17 protein-coding genes are annotated in these 18,295 nt (G+C 45.6%); 15 read left to right on the forward strand and 2 right to left on the reverse strand.

The window, feature by feature from the left end; all coding sequences use genetic code 11:
- The first annotated feature begins 269 nt into the window (after positions 1-269).
- The 13 genes from QSJ37_RS10325 (at position 270) to QSJ37_RS10385 (ending at position 14,198) form a co-directional block, all read left to right on the forward strand.
- The gene (locus tag QSJ37_RS10325; RefSeq protein ID WP_285755067.1) at positions 270-1,610 is read left to right on the forward strand and encodes a UDP-glucose dehydrogenase family protein; all 1,341 of its coding nucleotides are present in this window, start codon (positions 270-272) and stop codon (positions 1,608-1,610) included.
- 532 nt (positions 1,611-2,142) lie between these two features.
- Positions 2,143-3,126 carry an MTP-1 family protein gene (locus QSJ37_RS10330; protein ID WP_143414859.1) on the forward strand — a complete coding sequence of 328 codons (984 nt, stop codon included), beginning with the start codon at positions 2,143-2,145 and terminating at the stop codon, positions 3,124-3,126.
- Positions 3,127-3,248: 122 nt separating this feature from the next.
- Complete coding sequence (locus QSJ37_RS10335; RefSeq protein ID WP_285755068.1) at positions 3,249-4,517, forward strand: hypothetical protein; 1,269 nt, start codon at positions 3,249-3,251, stop codon at positions 4,515-4,517.
- Positions 4,518-4,783: 266 nt separating this feature from the next.
- Positions 4,784-6,013 carry a Zn-dependent hydrolase gene (locus QSJ37_RS10340; protein WP_285755070.1) on the forward strand — a complete coding sequence of 410 codons (1,230 nt, stop codon included), beginning with the start codon at positions 4,784-4,786 and terminating at the stop codon, positions 6,011-6,013.
- A 19-nt stretch (positions 6,014-6,032) separates the two neighbouring features.
- The gene (locus QSJ37_RS10345) at positions 6,033-7,214 is read left to right on the forward strand and encodes a M20 family metallopeptidase (protein ID WP_285756103.1); all 1,182 of its coding nucleotides are present in this window, start codon (positions 6,033-6,035) and stop codon (positions 7,212-7,214) included.
- Positions 7,215-7,322: 108 nt separating this feature from the next.
- Positions 7,323-8,306, forward strand: coding sequence for a LacI family DNA-binding transcriptional regulator (locus QSJ37_RS10350; RefSeq protein WP_285755071.1), 984 nt, complete (start codon positions 7,323-7,325; stop codon positions 8,304-8,306).
- A 2-nt stretch (positions 8,307-8,308) separates the two neighbouring features.
- Complete coding sequence (gene rbsK, locus QSJ37_RS10355) at positions 8,309-9,205, forward strand: ribokinase (RefSeq protein ID WP_285755073.1); 897 nt, start codon at positions 8,309-8,311, stop codon at positions 9,203-9,205.
- Entirely contained in the window at positions 9,202-9,600 is a 399-nt protein-coding gene (rbsD, locus tag QSJ37_RS10360; RefSeq protein WP_062677118.1) for a D-ribose pyranase, read from the forward strand. Before rbsK ends, rbsD begins: the two co-directional genes overlap by 4 nt.
- 33 nt (positions 9,601-9,633) lie before the next feature.
- Positions 9,634-11,139, forward strand: a complete 1,506-nt coding sequence (locus QSJ37_RS10365; RefSeq protein ID WP_285755074.1) for a sugar ABC transporter ATP-binding protein — start codon at positions 9,634-9,636, stop codon at positions 11,137-11,139.
- Positions 11,129-12,070, forward strand: coding sequence for a ribose ABC transporter permease (gene rbsC / locus QSJ37_RS10370; RefSeq protein ID WP_285755076.1), 942 nt, complete (start codon positions 11,129-11,131; stop codon positions 12,068-12,070). The genes QSJ37_RS10365 and rbsC overlap by 11 nt, the downstream gene beginning before the upstream one ends.
- Before the next feature lie 35 nt (positions 12,071-12,105).
- Positions 12,106-13,044: a ribose ABC transporter substrate-binding protein RbsB gene (rbsB, locus tag QSJ37_RS10375; RefSeq protein WP_285755077.1), complete on the forward strand. Its 939-nt coding sequence runs from the start codon at positions 12,106-12,108 to the stop codon at positions 13,042-13,044.
- A 94-nt stretch (positions 13,045-13,138) separates the two neighbouring features.
- The gene (locus QSJ37_RS10380) at positions 13,139-13,582 is read left to right on the forward strand and encodes a VanZ family protein (protein WP_285755078.1); all 444 of its coding nucleotides are present in this window, start codon (positions 13,139-13,141) and stop codon (positions 13,580-13,582) included.
- A 445-nt stretch (positions 13,583-14,027) separates the two neighbouring features.
- A complete protein-coding gene (locus QSJ37_RS10385) occupies positions 14,028-14,198 on the forward strand; it encodes a DUF3789 domain-containing protein (RefSeq protein WP_285755079.1) in 171 nt (56 codons plus the stop codon).
- A 33-nt stretch (positions 14,199-14,231) separates the two neighbouring features.
- Here the strand turns inward: QSJ37_RS10385 and QSJ37_RS10390 are convergent, their stop codons facing one another.
- Positions 14,232-15,215: a Gfo/Idh/MocA family protein gene (locus QSJ37_RS10390; RefSeq protein WP_285755080.1), complete on the reverse strand. Its 984-nt coding sequence runs from the start codon at positions 15,213-15,215 to the stop codon at positions 14,232-14,234.
- 35 nt (positions 15,216-15,250) lie between these two features.
- Positions 15,251-15,637 (reverse strand): SMU1112c/YaeR family gloxylase I-like metalloprotein, encoded by a 387-nt coding sequence (gene gloA2, locus QSJ37_RS10395; RefSeq protein WP_285755081.1) that lies wholly within the window; start codon positions 15,635-15,637, stop codon positions 15,251-15,253.
- 360 nt (positions 15,638-15,997) lie between these two features.
- Here gloA2 and QSJ37_RS10400 point away from each other — a divergent pair, with 360 nt between their 5' ends.
- Both QSJ37_RS10400 and pdhA read left to right on the forward strand, forming a co-directional pair.
- On the forward strand, positions 15,998-17,194 hold the full coding sequence (locus tag QSJ37_RS10400) for a dihydrolipoamide acetyltransferase family protein (protein WP_285755082.1): 1,197 nt from the start codon (positions 15,998-16,000) through the stop codon (positions 17,192-17,194).
- A gap of 18 nt (positions 17,195-17,212) precedes the next feature.
- On the forward strand, positions 17,213-18,295 hold the full coding sequence (gene pdhA, locus QSJ37_RS10405; protein ID WP_285755083.1) for a pyruvate dehydrogenase (acetyl-transferring) E1 component subunit alpha: 1,083 nt from the start codon (positions 17,213-17,215) through the stop codon (positions 18,293-18,295).

Raw genomic sequence — 18,295 nt, forward strand, 5'->3', positions numbered from 1 at the left:
CAAAAACCAATGAATTTCGTCATAAATAGGTAAATCGAATAAACCTTTAGAACACTCACATGGAATTCCATATGATGGATCTGCACTTACATACACAATCATGGAAAATGCAAAAGAGGTTCATTATCAGTTATAATAACTTCATATATGAATGAGAATATCATGGACGAATGCGAGTGTTTGGCAGAAATGATGTTTGATTATCTATGATTTCTCCTGTCATGAAGGACGTTTGGGGGCGGAGTAAACAATCAAAGGTGTGATGAAATATGGATATTGTCGTAGCGGGTGTAGGATATGTAGGACTAGTCACGGCTGCGTGTCTGGCGGAAAAGGGACATAAGGTGGCGTGCGTGGATGTCGATGTGGAAAAAGTGGCGCTGCTTCAGCGAGGGAAATCTCCGATCTATGAACCTGGGTTGGAGGAGTTAATAAGGAAAAATCGCGAGCGGTTGTTGTTTACGACTGACTATGCGGCGGCGTGCCCGCGGGCAGATGTGATTATCATCGCTGTTGGCACCCCGGAAGAGCCGGATGGATCCGTGAATTTGCGATATGTATGGGAAGCGGCAAAGCAAATTGCGCAGACGGTGGAAAAAGACTGTGTGGTGGCGGTGAAATCTACCGTTCCCGTTGGGACAAGCGATCAAGTGGAACGTTGGATATATGAACATCGGAAGCACCCCGTTCATATTGAGGTTGTGGCGAATCCCGAGTTTTTATCACAAGGGACAGCAATCAAGGATACGCTGCATGCGTCAAGAATTGTGTTAGGGGTAGAATCGCCGCATGCGGAGAAGGTCATGAAAGAAGTGTATGACCCGTTTTATCTTCCTTATGTCGTGACAGATCGAAAAAGTGCGGAAATGGTGAAATACGCATCCAACGTTTTTCTCGCCTTGAAAATATCCTATATTAATGAAATCGCGAATTTATGCGAAATGGTTGGCGCCAATATCGAAGACGTGGCGGAAGGAATGGGAATGGATCCGCGGATCGGGAGCCGTTTTTTGCGCGCCGGCATCGGTTATGGCGGGTCGTGTTTTCCGAAAGACACGAAAGCGCTGCGTTGGCTTGCCGATGGTTGCGATTATGAACTGAAAACGGTGCAAGCCGCAATGGAAGTGAATGAAAGTCAAAAAGTGAAATTGATCGAAAAGGCAAGAACGTACGTGAGCCATTTTCGCGGGCTGGAGGTGGCGGTGTTAGGTCTTACGTTTAAGCCGGGAACGGACGATATAAGGGAGGCCCCTTCCCTTGCTAATATCGCGGTATTATTGGAAGAAGGCGCAAATGTAAGGGTGTGGGACCCTGTTGGGATGGAAAACGCAAAGCGCGTATTTCCAAAGGAAATCACCTATTGTTCGACGATCGAAGAGGCGGTTGCGAACGCCGATATTTGTTTTATTTTTACGGAGTGGCCGGAAATCCGGCAATTTGACGTCCGTCAATATGCGAATTTAATGAAAACGCCGCTTGTGTTGGATGGGCGGAATTGTTACAGTCTAGCCAGTGCGCGCGAGGCAGGAATCATTTACGAATCGATCGGCCGAAAACGGGTGTGTCCGGCAGAGGACCACTTGCCGTCTGAACATATCCCTGCCAAGTAGACAGCAATCCCCATTGTCGTTTCAAGGAAAACACTGGATAATCCAAATTGATAAGCGGAAGAAAAAATCGTATAGTCAGTAACTCACTCTATACACCTACCTTAGCTCCTATTACGTTGGGCTAAGGTAGTTTCGTTTCTGATGAATTTTTTATGATTGCAACAGGCTATGTTGGGCGGAATAATGTGTCGAATTTCAACCTGAATTTATATAATAATATAGTAAAAAAACCGGGTATTATCAGTGCAAAAGATTTGCAAGTAAAGAATAGCTAAAAAATAATAATTTAGTGAAGCGAGTTGGTCTGAATTCACCAAATGCAAATAACATGAAACAATTGGTAAAAATAACAAAAACTTTTCTTTCTGGCGTTTGGCCAATTGTGGTGGGCATAATGCGTTTTTGGTGCTAGTTACCTACTTGACTTCTGATGCCAGCTTGTTAATATCTAATAAAGGTAAACACCTTCATTATATTACTTTGCGACAATACATCTATGTGAAGCATTAATGATATATTTGGGAGGAGTTTTATGCTGTTGAAGAAGGCCAGCGTCAAAACATGTGAGGTGTTATTAAAAGAGTTTGAACAAGGGCCGAAGCCGTTTAGTCCGGAGAAGTTGGTTTTTACAGGAGTGGGAGAACGGGATGTATATAATATCTCGGCACCGTTTGAAGACGAGGGAGAATTTGTTATCGCTGGTCGAGTAGAGCCAAGAGATAGTGAGCATTCGGAAGTGCATTTCTTTGTGAACCGTGGAGAAGAATGGGTGCCAAAGGAAGGAGCGCCAGTATTCACGCTTCAAGACCCGTTTGTTTCGAGAATTCGCGGGGAATTGATCTTCGGTGGAGTACAAACTTTTCCACATCCATCCATAGAAGGCACCTTAAGCTGGAGAACGATTTTTTACAAAGGGAAGAATATCTCTAGTTTAAAAGAATTTGCAAAAGGCCCAGATGGGATGAAAGATATTCGATTGATTGAGTTGAAAGATGGATCAGTTGGTGTGTTTACACGTCCGCAAGGGGAAAAAGGCGGACGAGGGAAAATAGGTTTTACACGAATCGATTCATTAGATGAGTTGACAGTGGAGATCATGGAAGAGGCTCCTCTTTTGGATAATCAGTTCGTAGATGACGAATGGGGAGGAGTCAATGAACTTCACTTGCTTTCGAATGGACTTGTTGGTGTTCTTGGGCATATTGCTCGTTTCGGTGAAGATGGCAAACGCCACTATTATCCGATGGTATTTGTGTTGAATCCGGATACAATGGAGCTTTCCGATATCGAATTAATTGCGACAAGATCGCATTTTTTGGAAGGTCCTGCGAAACGCCCAGACCTCGTTGATGTGGTATTTAGCGGCGGGTTAATTCGGAAGGAGGATGGCACTGCGGATTTTTACGCGGGAATTAGCGACGCGGAAGCACAAAAAATTACTGTCATCGATCCATTTGTGAAATACGAAAGACTAGGAGATGGCCGTGAACATTTTGCCAAAACTAGGTTCGCCTAGTTTTGGCATTTTTTTATACAAAATTTGTATCAGTAAATTTAGAAATTTTATATGTTTTTGCGATAGAAAGCGAGCGCTTTTTGGTAGAATGATAATATAGAACAAAGAAGTGGAGTGATAAAATGAAATCGGACAAAAACGCCCCATGTTCTCGCAGAAGCGGGAAGGGAAACGTTGTTTCCATACAAACCGCAGTGGATCAACAATTAACGGAATGCATGCATGATCTATTATGGTATGCGACTGAAGAATATGCAGATGAGTTGTTAAAAACCATCGGCGGTCCGAGAGAATGGGAACAACATGGGGAAATCGGAGAGGCGATTAGTTTTTTTATAGCAAATTGGACTATTTTTTGCGTTCCAGTGACGCCGCGGGGCGAAACGATCATTGAGCGATATGTAAAGCGGAGAGGTTCGTTATGGCGGCCTTCCACTCGCTCCATTCTTGCGTCATGGATTGGAGCGGCGCCGTCTTTTGATATAGTGGTAGAGCTTCAAGGAGAACGGCGTTTCGTCGTTCAAGATGTGTTGACATCGGAAAAACGAGTCGTGCGCATTTTTGACAGTGAGCCATTGCCGCAAGTGCAAATAGGAGATTTGCTAATGGGGATTATAGTGCCTGCCGGAGAGGCATACACGTATTTTACTGCATTTTTTTCATTTCCAAATATGATCGCCCATGAAATTGCATGTTCGCTAAAAGAGGATTGGGAAGCATACGGGCCGGAAGATGCGCGTGCATTTTTGCGGACATCCTTTCCAAGCGCGTGGATGAAGGTTGTTCGTATGCTCGTGTCATTTATAGCGGATCCGTTCGAATGGGAACATCCGAATTACGCAGCGGTGGTTTATGAATTAGAAAAGAAAATGCCGCAAAGTATGAATTTGAATATGGCAAAAGTGATTTGGCATGAATATTGTGAGACCTGCCAACCTATTATTCGCAGTGTTCCTTTGCATGCGGCTGCTTTGCATTATATTGTCTGCCGGATTTTGCGCGGCGAGGCAGTAACACAGACGGATTTGGCGCATCTTTATGGCGTTTCCGCAAGCAGTATTTCCAAAAAAGTGAACGATATGATGGATTATATAACAGATCATCTCCTATCGGAGGATTTCGAAGAGGACGATGATTTCATCGAGGAATGGGATGATGACGAGTATTGGGATGAGGAAGAGCCATACCCTGTTAGCGAACTTGTGGAATCGATGCTCGATAAACTTGTAAAAACAGGATATATATTTGGAAAAGAACAAAATCGGCAGGAGTTAAATCATCTTGTTAATGAAGCGGTACGTGAGTTTTTCGAAGTGGAGGAAAATAAAATATACGATCGCAAAGAAATTCGCGCCATCGCCGAAAAGGTCATCACTGATTTACTGGACTGAAGAATGGGCTGCATGCGCAAACGCTATTTGACAACAAAGGGGATTTTGCGGCTCTGAAAAGAGAAGGGAATTAAGGACGATTATTCAAAACATTGCAAGCAACATTCGTTGGTGAAATGAATCCATATCCGCACGGATGCCCAAGAAACATTTACTTTGATAGCGGACATGCCATTGGTTCGCTATTTTTTTATAAATGGAATTATTCATGGTCATAACCGACATTCATCCGTAAATAGTAATCGTAGTGAAGGGGGAAAAGCGAAGTGATTAATGAAGATCGGCTTTGGAATCGGCTGATGGAATTAGGCAAGATTGGAAAACAGCCGTCAGGTGGGATTACTCGCTTATCGTTTACAAAAGAGGAACGTGCCGCAAAGGAGAAGGTCGCTTCGTATATGAAGGAAGCGGGGCTTACTGTGTATGAGGATGCGGTCGGAAATTTGATTGGACGTAAAGAAGGAAAGGAAAAAGATGCGCCTGTCGTACTGGTCGGTTCGCACATTGACTCAGTCTATAACGGAGGAATGTTTGACGGTCCGCTCGGAGTGCTTTCAGCGGTGGAAGTGTTACAAACGATGAACGAACGAGGGGTGGAAACGAAGCATCCGATTGAAGTCGTTGCCTTTACCGATGAAGAAGGAGCACGCTTTAGTTTCGGAATGATCGGAAGCCGCGGAATGGTGGGAACGTTGTCGGAGGAAGAGTTAGTTCATCAAGACAAAAATGGGGTTTCGATTGCCGAAGCGATGAAAGAAGCAGGGCTTAACCCTAGTGAAATCGGCAAGGCAGCGCGCCGAAAAGGCTCGGTAAAAGCATATGTCGAGCTGCATATCGAACAAGGCCGTGTGCTGGAAGAAGCGAATCTTCCCGTCGGAATTGTCACAGGGATCGCCGGGCTTGTATGGGTTAAATTTACGGTAGAAGGAAAAGCGGAACACGCCGGGGCAACGCCAATGCCAATTCGCCGCGATCCGCTTGTTGCGGCGGCACAGATGATCCAAATGATCGAGCAAGAGGCGAAAAAGACAGGAACTACCGTGGGGACCGTTGGGCAAATGAAAGTATTCCCCGGAGGAATTAACATCATTCCAGCAAAAGTCGAATTTTCCTTGGATTTGCGGGATATTGATGCGACAGTGCGAGATCACGTATTACAATCGATTATCGAACAAGCGCAAAAGATTGGCAAAGAGCGAAACGTACTAGTTAACGTTGAGCTATTGCAGGAGATGCCTCCGGTATTATGTTCTGAACTTGTGCAAAACGCGGCGAAAGAGGCATGCGGGCAGCTTGGTTTGGATATTTTCTCCCTTCCGAGCGGTGCTTCCCATGACGGAGTACAGCTAGCTAGGCTTTGCCCGATTGGGATGATTTTTGTTCGCTCGAAAGATGGGGTTAGCCATAATCCAGAGGAATGGAGTTCGAAGGAAGACTGTGCGGCTGGGGCGAACGTATTGTACCATACCGTATTGCGTTTAGCGATGGGAGAATGAGGAGAAGGGGGAAGAAATGATGACAAACACGGAAATTAAACAGCTTGTCGATGAAATCAAAGAGGAAGTCATCGCATGGAGGCGGCATTTGCATGCAAATCCGGAGCTGTCGTTTCACGAAGAAAAAACGGCGCAATTTGTTTATGAAACATTGCAATCGTTTGGGAATTTAAAGCTTTCGCGTCCGACAAAAACGAGTGTCATGGCGCGGTTAATCGGGGACGGTCCGGGCAAAGTGGTGGCCATTCGCGCGGATATGGACGCATTGCCGATTCAAGAGGAAAATACGTTTGAGTTTGCTTCGAAAAATCCAGGCGTGATGCATGCGTGCGGGCATGATGGTCATACGGCGATGCTTTTGGGAACGGCGAAAATTCTTTCGCGGCTGCGTCATCAAATCAAAGGAGAAGTCCGCTTTCTTTTCCAACATGCCGAAGAGATATATCCAGGCGGTGCAGAGGAAATGGTGCAGGCGGGCGTGATGGATGGGGTGGATGTCGTCATTGGCACCCATCTTTGGTCCCCATTAGAAATTGGCAAGATTGGCATTGTGTATGGTCCGATGATGGCTTCCCCAGATCGCTTTTTCATTCGGATTCATGGGAAAGGCGGGCATGCTGCTTTGCCACACCAAACGATTGATTCGATTGCCATCGGCGCGCAAGTGGTGACGAACTTGCAGCATATCGTATCGCGCAACACCGATCCGCTTGAGCCTCTCGTCGTATCGGTGACGCAATTTATTGGCGGAACGACGCACAACGTGATTCCAGGAAGCGTCGAAATTCAAGGAACGGTGCGCAGTTTTGATAAAACGCTTCGTCAAAATGTACCAAAATTAATGGAACGGATCATAAAAGGCATTACCGAGGCACACGGCGCAACATACGAATTTAAATATGAATTTGGCTATCGTCCGGTTATTAATGATGAGAAAGTGACCCGTGTCATTGAGGAAACGGTGCGGGAAGTATTTGGCGAAGAATCGGTTGATCATATAAAGCCAAATATGGGCGGAGAAGACTTTTCGGCATTCCAGCAAAAAGCACCAGGAAGCTTCTTCTATGTCGGCGCCGGAAATAAAGAAAAAGGCATTGTGTATCCGCATCACCATCCGCGCTTTACCATTGATGAAGATGCGTTAGAAATCGGCGTTCGCCTGTTTGTGCATGCGGCGTTCAAACTGTTGGCGGAAGCGTGATGGCGCTTCCGGTTCATTTTTTTATTTAAGATTTAAATGATTCTTGTTATATTTCTATTTTTGTTTTATACTATATGTAACCGGTTACATATATAAGGTGGAAAAAATATGGCAACAATTAGAGATGTGGCAAAGTTAGCAGGTGTATCTGTGGCGACTGTTTCGCGCGTGTTAAATCAAAATGGTTATGTGAATGAAGAAACCGAAAAGCGCGTGAGACAGGCGATGAAAGAATTAAATTATAAACCGAGTGAAGTGGCGCGGGCGCTGTTTAAAAAGACATCGAAAACAATCGGGTTAATCGTTCCAGATATAACAAACCCGTTTTTTCCAGAGCTTGTCCGCGCTGTGGAAGATGTGATGAATATTTATGATTACACCGTGATTTTGTGTAATTCGGACGAAAAAACAGACAAAGAAAAAGAATATATAGAAGTACTAAAGCAAAAATATGTTGACGGCATTATTTTGACGACTAATCAGCTGCAACTAGATGAAGTATCGGAAGGGGATATCCCGGTGGTGGTGCTAGACCGTCCCCTAAGTCACAACTATCCATCTGTGATTGCTGATAATTATGGAGGAGCGCGGCTAGCGACAAAACATTTATACGATATTGGGTGCCGCAAAATTGCTCATATCCAAGGACCACCTCATGTTGTGAACGCGATAGAGCGCTTTCGCGGCTATCGAGATGAAATGATGGAGAGGGGACTTTGGGACGAGAGGATGATTATTTCTGGAAACTATCAGCTAAAGCAGGCGAAAGAAGCGGTGATCGAAGCATTAAATAAATACGATATCGACGGCATTTTTGCCGGAAATGACGCGATGGCGGTGGGAGCGCTGAAAGCGGTTCAACAGCTAGGGCTGCGAGTTCCAGATGACATTGCGATTATTGGATATGACGGCATTCCGCTGACGGAAATGACGACACCGGAACTATCGACCATTTCCCAACCGATTTATGAGATGGGCGCAATAGCCGCAAGAATTTTAATCAAAAAGATAGAAGGAAAACCGCTCGAGAAGCTTCATTATGTGCTTCCGGTTGAACTAGTGGTACGACAATCGACGCGTAGGGAGGAATGAAGGTGGCAAAACCAGTGATTACCGTAGTCGGCAGCATCAACATGGACCTTGTGACGATCGCTTCCCGCTTTCCATCACAAGGAGAGACGATTTTAGGGGAGGAGTTTCATCTCATTCCTGGCGGGAAAGGAGCAAACCAAGCGGTGGCGGCCGCGCGGCTTGGCGCGGATGTGCATATGATTGGCGCGGTCGGGGAGGATGCGTTTGGAACGGAGCTGCTTCGCTCATTGGAGCGGGAAGGTGTTCATATCGATAATGTGAAACCGGTTACAGATAAGGGGACCGGCATTGCTTCGATTACGATTTCGGAACAAGATAACCGAATTATCGTTGTTCCGGGGGCAAACCATGCGCTTCATCCAGAAGACATCGATCGATGCGAAGAAATGATTGCCAAAAGTGACGTATGTGTACTCCAGCTGGAAATTCCGCTTTCCGTTGTAGAAAGAGCCGTTTTTTTAGCGAAAAAGCATGGAGTGCGCGTCATTTTAAATCCTGCGCCAGCGCAGCCGCTGCCTCAGAAGCTTATAGAGCAAGTCGATTTTCTTACGCCAAACGAACATGAACGGGATATTATTTTCGAACAAGTCGATGCGGACGCGTTTGCCGATAAAGTGATTGTCACGGAAGGGGCGCGCGGCGTGACGATTCGGAAAGATGGAAAACAGATGCTCATACCAGGCTTTCGCGTTCCGGTCGTGGATACGACAGGAGCGGGAGATACATTCAACGGCGCGCTGGCGGTCGCGTTAAGCAAAGGAATGAGTTTAGAAGAAGCTTGTCTGTTCGCCAACGCAGCGGCGGCGCTATCAGTGACAAAGCTAGGCGCGCAAGGCGGAATGCCGACTGAAGAGGAAGTGGAGAAATTTTTGCAGGAAAAGGAAGGGTGTTCATCATGAAAAAACGGGGCATTCTGAATAAAGAATTAAGCACGTTATTGGCTTCTCTCGGTCATACCGATACGATTGTCATCGCAGACTGCGGCCTGCCGATTCCAAATGAGTCAGCCCGCATTGATTTATCACTGGTGAAGGGGTTTCCACCATTTTTATCGGTGCTGGATGCGATTTTAGAAGAGTTAGAAGTGGAAGCGTTCACATTGGCGGAAGAAATCAAAATAGAAAACCCCGTTATGTATGAAAACATTCAGCAAAGATTGGCCAGTGTTCCGATGCAATTTGTTCCACACGAACAGTTTAAAGAGATGACTAAATCCGCGAAAGCAGTCATTCGTACAGGGGAAGCGACACCTTACGCCAATATTATTCTTCGCTCCGGTGTGAACTTTTCGTAGTGTTCATTTTCAAAAAAGGAGGGGGAGAGAGCGATGACCAAACCGTTTATTGTGATGCGGGGCATTAAAAAAGCGTTCCACCAGCATGTCGTCTTAAATGGCGTTGATTTTGAAGTACTTACCGGTGAAGTGCACGCGCTCATGGGCGAAAACGGCGCCGGAAAATCGACGTTAATGAAAGTATTAACCGGCATTTATGAGCGAGATGCCGGGACGGTCTTGGTGGATGGCCGAGAAGTGCATTATCGCCATCCAAAGGAAGCGGAACGTGATGGGATTTCTGTCATTCATCAGGAACTCACCATTATTCCTACATTGACGGTAGCGGAAAATATTTTCCTAGGGCGCGAAAGCACCATCAGCCGTACAGGAATCATTCGTAGTAAAGACATGGAAAAGCAGGCGAAAGTTTATTTGGAAAAACTCGGCATCGATATTGATCCGAATGAGTTGGCAGGCAATTTGTCGGTAGGAAAACAGCAAATTGTCGAGATTGCAAGGGCGCTTTCTACAAACGCCAAATGTTTGATTATGGACGAGCCGACCGCCGCGTTGACGGAGCGGGAAATTCAAACGTTGTTTGAAGTCATTCGCACCTTAAAGCAGCAAGGAGTTGCGATCATTTATATTTCGCATCGCATGGAGGAAATTTTCACGATTTGCGACCGCATTTCTGTACTCCGAGACGGACAGTTTATCGGCATGAAGCGCATCGCCGAGACAAACTTTGATGAGATTGTTCACATGATGGTTGGTCGGCAAATTGGAGAGCGCTTTCCAAAACGAAATGCGGTCATTGGCGAAGAACGGATGCGCGTAGAAGGCTTGACACAGGAAGGCGTCTTTGAAAATGTTTCGTTTTCAGTGCGCGCTGGTGAAATTCTCGGTGTGGCCGGATTGATGGGATCAGGACGCACCGAAATAATGGAAGCGATTTTTGGAGCGAGAAAAACGAACGCGGGAACGATTTATATTGACGGTCAACCAGTTCGGATTACATCGCCGCGACAAGCGATTGAGCGCGGCATCGCAATGATTACAGAAGATCGCAAACAAAAAGGGCTCATTTTAAATATGAGTGTGCGGGAAAATTTAACACTTCCAAAATCAGAACAATTGGCGAAAGCCGGTGTTATTCAAACGACGAAAGAGCGGGAGTTAGTTTCAACGTTAATTAAGAAACTAAATATTAAAACGGCGTCTCCAGAATTAGAGGTAAAAGCGTTAAGCGGAGGGAACCAGCAAAAAGTCGTATTCGGAAAATGGCTGGCAATGGAGCCGCGCATTCTCATTTTAGATGAACCAACGCGCGGGGTTGATGTTGGCGCCAAAAAAGAAATTTATGAAATTATGAATGAACTGACGGCTCAAGGGGTCGCCATTATTATGGTATCGTCTGAGCTCCCGGAAGTACTTGGGATGAGTGACCGAATTATGGTCGTCCATGAAGGGAAAGTTCGCGCTATTTTGGAGAATGAAGGAATTGATCAAGAAACGATTATGCGCGCGGCAACAGGGGGGAATAACAATGGAAAGTAAATGGAAGTTTGATATAAAAAAACTTGGTCCGCTTATCGGCTTCTTCTTGTTATGTATCGTGCTGTCGATATTGAGTGACAGTTTCCTAACGGTCAATAACTGGATGAACGTTTTACGCCAAGTGTCGATTAACGCGTTAATCGCGTTTGGTATGACATTCGTTATTTTAACGGGAGGCATCGATTTATCTGTCGGTTCTGTGTTAGCGCTCTCAAGTGCGATTACTGCCGGAATGATGGCAAGTGGAATGAATGGCTTTACCGCGATCATCATCGGATTGCTTGCCGGATTTCTCATGGGTATACTAAACGGCATTGTGATTACGAAAGGACGCGTTGCTCCGTTTATCGCGACATTGGCAACGATGACGATGTTTCGTGGATTAACTCTTGTTTATACAGATGGTCGTCCTATAACTGGTTTTGCCTCGGACGATATTTTGTTTCAAATGATGGGACGCGGGTATTTTCTCGGCATTCCGGTTCCGGTTGTGTTTATGATTGTCGTGTATGTGGCATTATATTTTGTATTAAAGAAAACGACGTTTGGCCGCCATACGTATGCGATTGGCGGAAATGAGGAAGCGAGCCGTTTATCCGGAATTCGCGTCGATCGCCTAAAAATTTGGATTTATTCTTTAACCGGCGGATTATCCGCATTAGCCGGAATCATTTTAACCTCTCGCTTAAACTCGGCGCAGCCAACGGCGGGAACAGCGTATGAATTAGATGCGATTGCTGCTGTGGTGCTTGGAGGAACAAGCTTATCGGGTGGCCGCGGCTGGATTTTCGGAACGTTGGTTGGCGCGCTCATTATTGGTGTATTGAACAACGGGCTGAACTTATTGAATGTATCTTCATTTTATCAGCAAGTCATTAAAGGGTTAGTCATTCTTCTTGCGGTGCTCCTTGATCGCCGCAAAGAAGCTTGATGAATAAAACATTATACAAGGAAAGGAAGAGAGCAATGAAAAAGTTAGCTAGCATGTTGTTGGCGTTTTTGTTGGTTATTGGTGTCTTAGCAGGTTGTTCGTTAGATAACGGCACAACCGGCGACAAAAAAGAAGAAGCAAAGAAAGACGGAAACATGAAAATTGGTTTATCGATTTCAACGTTAAATAACCCATTCTTTGTGACGTTAAAAGAAGGTGCTGAAAAGGCGGCGAAAGAAGAAGGTGCGGAATTAATCGTTGTCGATGCGCAAAACGATTCTGCGAAGCAAATTAATGATATCGAAGATTTGATTCAGCAAGATGTTGATTTGATTTTAGTGAATCCAACTGATTCCAGTGCGGTGACATCGGCAATTGAATCGGCTAACAGCGCGAATATTCCTGTAATCACGGTGGACCGCAGCGCAGATGGAGGGAAAGTAGTTACCCACATTGCTTCCGATAACGTTGCAGGCGGAAAAATAGCAGGAGAATTTATCGTTGAACAACTAAAAAATGGCGGCAACATTGTAGAGCTTGAGGGTATCCCTGGTTCGTCTGCCGCGCGTGAACGTGGGGAAGGATTCCATCAAATCATCGATAAAGCGTCCAATATAAAAGTCGTAGCGAAACAAGCGGCTGATTTCGACCGCGCCAAAGGATTATCCGTCATGGAAAACATTTTACAAAGCCATAAGGACATTCAAGCTGTATTTGCTCACAATGATGAAATGGCGCTAGGGGCATTAGAAGCGTTAGAGGCGCGCGGTATGAAAGATGTAATCGTCGTTGGCTTTGACGCAACAGAAGACGCGGTGAAGGCGGTTAAAGAAGGAAAAATGGCGGCAACTGTTGCTCAAAAGCCAGAACTTATTGGAGAGAACGCAGTAAAAACAGCGTTGAAAGTATTAAAGGGAGAAAAAGTGGATAAATTTATTCCTGTTCCGTTGGAGTTAGTAAAAGGAAATAAATAATCGATTGATTTACCTTCTGTCCATGTACGGGCAGAAGGTATTTTTTATTGCCACAGCTTCATAAAGATAGTAAGGTAAATAACAGGTGATGTGTATGAAAGGAAAAATCCAACGCTGGAGCCTTGTCGTGATCTGGTGTATCGTCATTTATTCCTTTAGTGAATCTTCGCTGTTTACCGGTGAAAATACGAAGCGCATATTAGAAGCGGTGTTGTCGTATTTGCCATTTAGCCATGACGGGGATGATGCATCGTCTCCGTTAAATTTTATTGTTCGGAAGCTGGCGCATTTAACCGAATTTGGCATACTGGCGGTGCTTGTTTGGCGGGCGATTGAACGAGGGCGTATGGCGTATGTTGGCGCATGGGTCTTTGCGACGGTGTACGCGATGACGGACGAATGGCATCAATCGTTTGAGCCGGGGCGCACCGCTGCGCCGACAGATGTGGCGATCGACTCGTGCGGAGCGTTCCTTGCCTTGCTTTTTGTCCGTTTGTATATGTATTGGAAAAGGAAAAAGAAGGATGTTTCCGTATAGATTGTTGCTGAAAAATGTGGATGATGGATTACAAGAAGTCGCCGCAAAGCATTTAGACGATTTGACTTGAAATGGGCAAAAAAACAGCATTTGATGAACGAGTCAAACAAATGCTTATTTCTGCTTGTCGAATATAACAACTTGAGAAGTGTTTAGGGGATGAGCAATCGAACTAATGGCTAACTCCGTGCCCAGATATCTTTATTTTTTCTTGCGTTTTTTGCCTAATAGAGCCGTTGCGATGGCACTAAAGAAGTTGCCTAAAGCTTCGATTAAAGCTTCGATCATTTTAGCAAAAAACACCTCCTACCTTAATATCCCTTTATTTACCACATATAACAATACTATAGAAAAACTATGAAAAACGACAATCTTTGTGAAAAGATCGAAAAAGAATATACCGTCGTAATATCGCGGCCTCTCCCAAGTATCGTTTGCGGTAAATATGGAAACAATGATAAAAGCAAGTTTGCTAGAATCAAAGAGGGGAGAGGTCTTTATGTTTGCTTTTATCGCCGGAGTATTCGTGGGGTCATTGGTGATGCTTGTTGTCATGAGCATGATGTTTGTCGCCAAACAGGCAGATGAGCATAGCGCCAATTGGCAGAAGAAATGAGAAAGCTTCCTGCAGACATGCAGGAAGCTGTTTTTACTCGTCAGCAGGAAACACGATTCCCGTTTGTTTGCGGGCCTCTTCCATCAAGGCAATCGTCAGCAACGAATGCTCATGTGAATTGATTTCGGATTCGCGTTTTCCGTTTTTGATCAGTTCGATAAATTCCTTTGCTTCATAATACATTGGAGGCTGTTCTTGCGGGACGGTAATATCTTCTGTGCGTCCGTCGCGGTAGCGAATTTCCACTTTTGCCGGCGTATGGATCGCATCGATCAGAATGCTTCCTTCTTCCCCTTGAATTTCCGATGGAAGATAAGAGTTGGTGATTTTTGAGTACATCACCACCGCATCCATGTCGCCGTAATCAAAAATAATGCTTCCTTCTCCGTCAACGCCGGAGTCGAGTTTCAAGCTATTTGCTTGAAGGCGATGCGGTTTTCCGAATAAGACGACCATCGGGTAAATGCAATAGACGCCGATATCCATAAGCGAGCCGTTGGAAAAGGCGGGATTGAACGCGTTCAAAATCGTTCCTTGTTTGTACGCATCATAGCGGGATGAATATTGGCAGTAGCTGGCGAAATAGCGGCGTATTTTCCCGATTTTATGTAAATGTTCGCGAATCGTTAGAAAGTTCGGAAGCATCGTCGTTTTCATCGCTTCCATCAAGACGACATCATTTCGGCGCGCCGCATCAATCATCGCTTTGACTTCTTTTGTATTTGATGCCATCGGTTTTTCGCATAGCACATGTTTGCCGTGGTTCATAAGCAAAATCGCCTGTTCGGCGTGCAAAGAATTTGGGCTTGCGATATAAACGGCATCGATATCTTTGCTTTTCGCCAGTTCCTCAAGGTTTGTAAACGTCCGTTTGGCACCTGTTTTCGCCGCAAATTCCTTCGCTTTTTCTTCCGTCCGCGAATATACCGCGGTTAATGTGAAGTCTTCTACTTTTCTTGCCGCTTCAATAAATGCTTCCGTAATCCAGTTCGTTCCGATCGTGGCAAATCGAATCATGGCGATTCCTCCTTGTTTGTCGTAACTATATCATTTTAACGCTCATACAATTCAATCGGCAACTCATCGGGATCGCGGAAAAACGTGAACCGTTTCCCTGTAACTGGGTCGATCCGGATCGGCTCCGTAGCGACGCCTTGCGTTTGTAAGTATGCGACAGCTTCATCGATATCGTCAACTTCCAAGGCAAGATGGCGCAGTCCGCACGCTTCCGGGCAGCTTGGCCGCTTTGGCGGATTTTCAAAAGAAAACAGCTCAATTTGTGTATGTTCGCCGACTTGCAAATCTAATTTGTACGAATTTCGTTCTTTTCGATATTGCTCGTGAATAATGTTGAAACCGAGGATATTCGTATAAAAATGTTTCGACCGTTCGTAGTCGGAACAAATAATCGCGATATGGTGAATGCGGGTGAATTGCATAAGCTCCTCCTTTAGCAAGGCAAATGAATTTCTACTAGAAGTGACATTATTTTTTAAAAATAAAAAAATCCAATTCTGCATGAATATTGACGTGGAACAATATGTATATTATCATAAAAGCAATAGATAATAATATTCAAAATATTCATATATTTATATTTTACTCATAAAACATCACCTCTAAAAACTCAGTATATTTTTGAAAACGCTTACCAAAATAGTTTTTTCGTTCATCCATATTATTGATTCCCCACGAAATAGCAGCTGTGATTTATCTCCCAGGCATGTCTACATCCTGTTTTGCCCACATATTATGATACTGCACTATTTTTCTATGAAATAGAAAAGGAGAAGGTACATATGCGCTATGAATTCAAATTGCCAGACATCGGAGAAGGGCTGCATGAAGCGGAGATTGTGCGTTGGTTTATTCAAGAAGGAGATGAAGTCGCTGTCGATCAGCCGATTGCGGAAATTCAAACAGATAAGGCGATGGTGGAAATGACGACACCTGTAGCGGGAAAAGTAGTAGCGCTTGCCGGGCCGGAGGGAGCGACGATAAAAGTCGGTGAACCGCTTATCATCGTTGACCAGCAAAAAGCCGCTGATCATGAAGAAGCAGCCGCAGAATCTAAGCCGGCGCAACGGAAAAAACGAGTGATTGCCGCCCCGTCGGTAAGAAAACGGGCAAGGGAAATGGGCATTCCGATTGAAGAAGTAGAAGGAACTGGAGAAGGCGGAAGAGTGACGCTTGCCGATTTAGAGCGATATGTAAAAGAGCGCGAGTCCGCATCGGCGGCGGTGGCACCAGCGCTGGAAGCTGCCGAGACGACGACGGTTCATAAGCAAACGGTAAACGAAGAACGCATCCCGATTCGCGGGCTGCGGAAAAAAATCGCCGAAAAAATGGCGAAATCAGCATACACCGCTCCACATGTGACGGGGATGGATGAAATCGATGTGACGAAACTGGTGAAAATCCGTACAAGTCTTGTGAAACAGTTGGAGACGGAGTCGGTCAAACTGACATATTTGCCGTTTGTCATTAAAGCAGTGACGCGTGCGCTAAAAGAACATCCAATATTTAATGCAACAATAGATGAAGAAACAAACGAAATCGTGCTAAAGAAAGAATACCATATCGGCATTGCCACGGCGACGAAAGAAGGGCTTGTCGTCCCAGTGATTAAGCATGCCGACCAAAAATCGATTCGCGAGCTGGCGATCGAGATTGCCGAGCTTTCGGAAAAAGCGCATCGCCATACGCTGCGTGTTGACGAGCTGCAAGGAAGCACGTTTACGATTACAAGCACCGGGGCAAACGGCGGCTGGTTTGCGACACCGATTATTAACTATCCGGAAGTGGCGATTTTAGGCGTTCACTCGATTAAGCGAAAACCAGCTGTAGTTGGCGATGAGATTGTCATTCGCGACATGATGGGGATGTCGCTCACGTTTGACCATCGCGTCATTGACGGGGAACCGGCAGGCCGGTTTATGAGAACGGTAGCGCAAATTTTAGAACATCCAGATCAGCTCCTGTTAGATGTTCGGTAAGCGAAGGGGGAGGAAACGATGTTTGATCAAAACCAATTGCCGTTTGATATGGTACAGCTATTGGATGAAAACGGAAACGGGGATGAGGAAGCATTACAACAATTTTCCGATGAATTTCTCGTCACGCTATATAAGTGGATGCGAAAAGCAAGAGCCGTTGATGAACGTTTGTTAAAAATGCAGCGGCAAGGGCGGATTGGTACATACGCGCCATTCAGCGGTCAAGAAGCGGCGCAAATCGGCAGCGTGCTCGCGCTTGAGAAAGAGGACTGGATTTTCCCAAGCTACCGGGAAATCGCTGCTTGTTTGGCGCATGGGCTGCCTCTTACGCAAATTTTCCATTACGTGAGAGGCCATGTGCTTGGCGGCAGAACGCCGGAGCATTTAAACATTTTCCCGATTCAAATCATTATTGGCGCGCAGACGCTTCATGCGACAGGATGCGCATGGGCGGCAAAACTGAAAGGAGAAAAGCAAGTATCCGTCTGTTATTTCGGTGATGGCGCGACATCAGAAGGCGATTTCCATGAAGCGATGAACTTTGCGTCTGTTTATCAAGTTCCGGTCATTTTTTTCTGCCAAAACAACCAATACGCCATCAGCGTTCCGGTGCATAAGCAAACGGCAAGCCGGACGATCGCGCAAAAAGCGGTTGCTTACGGAATGAAAGGCGTGCTTGTCGATGGCAACGATGCGCTTGCGGTGTACAAAACGATGAAAGAGGCGGTCGATTCGGCGCGAAACGGCGAAGGACCGATGCTAATTGAGGCGCTGACGTATCGACTGGGGCCGCATACGACATCGGATGACCCGACAAAATATCGAAGCGCGGAAGAAGCGGAGCAGTGGAGACGGAAAAAAGATCCGCTTCATCGCTTGCGGGTGCTGTTAGAAAAACGCGGGCTTTGGACGGAAGAAAAAGAAGAAGCATGGGTAGCGCAAGCAAACGACGAAATCACGGCGGCGTATGAAGAAGCGGTGGCGGCGGAGACAGGGTCGATCGTCGATGTATTTGACTACGTGTACGGTAAGCCAAGCAAGCTCTTACAGGAGCAGCAACAAGAAGCAGCAAGGAGAAAGCAAGGGAAAGAGGTGAAATAA

The sequence above is a fragment of the Parageobacillus sp. G301 genome (assembly GCF_030268025.1).
Classification (GTDB): Bacteria; Bacillota; Bacilli; order Bacillales; family Anoxybacillaceae; genus Parageobacillus_B; species Parageobacillus_B toebii.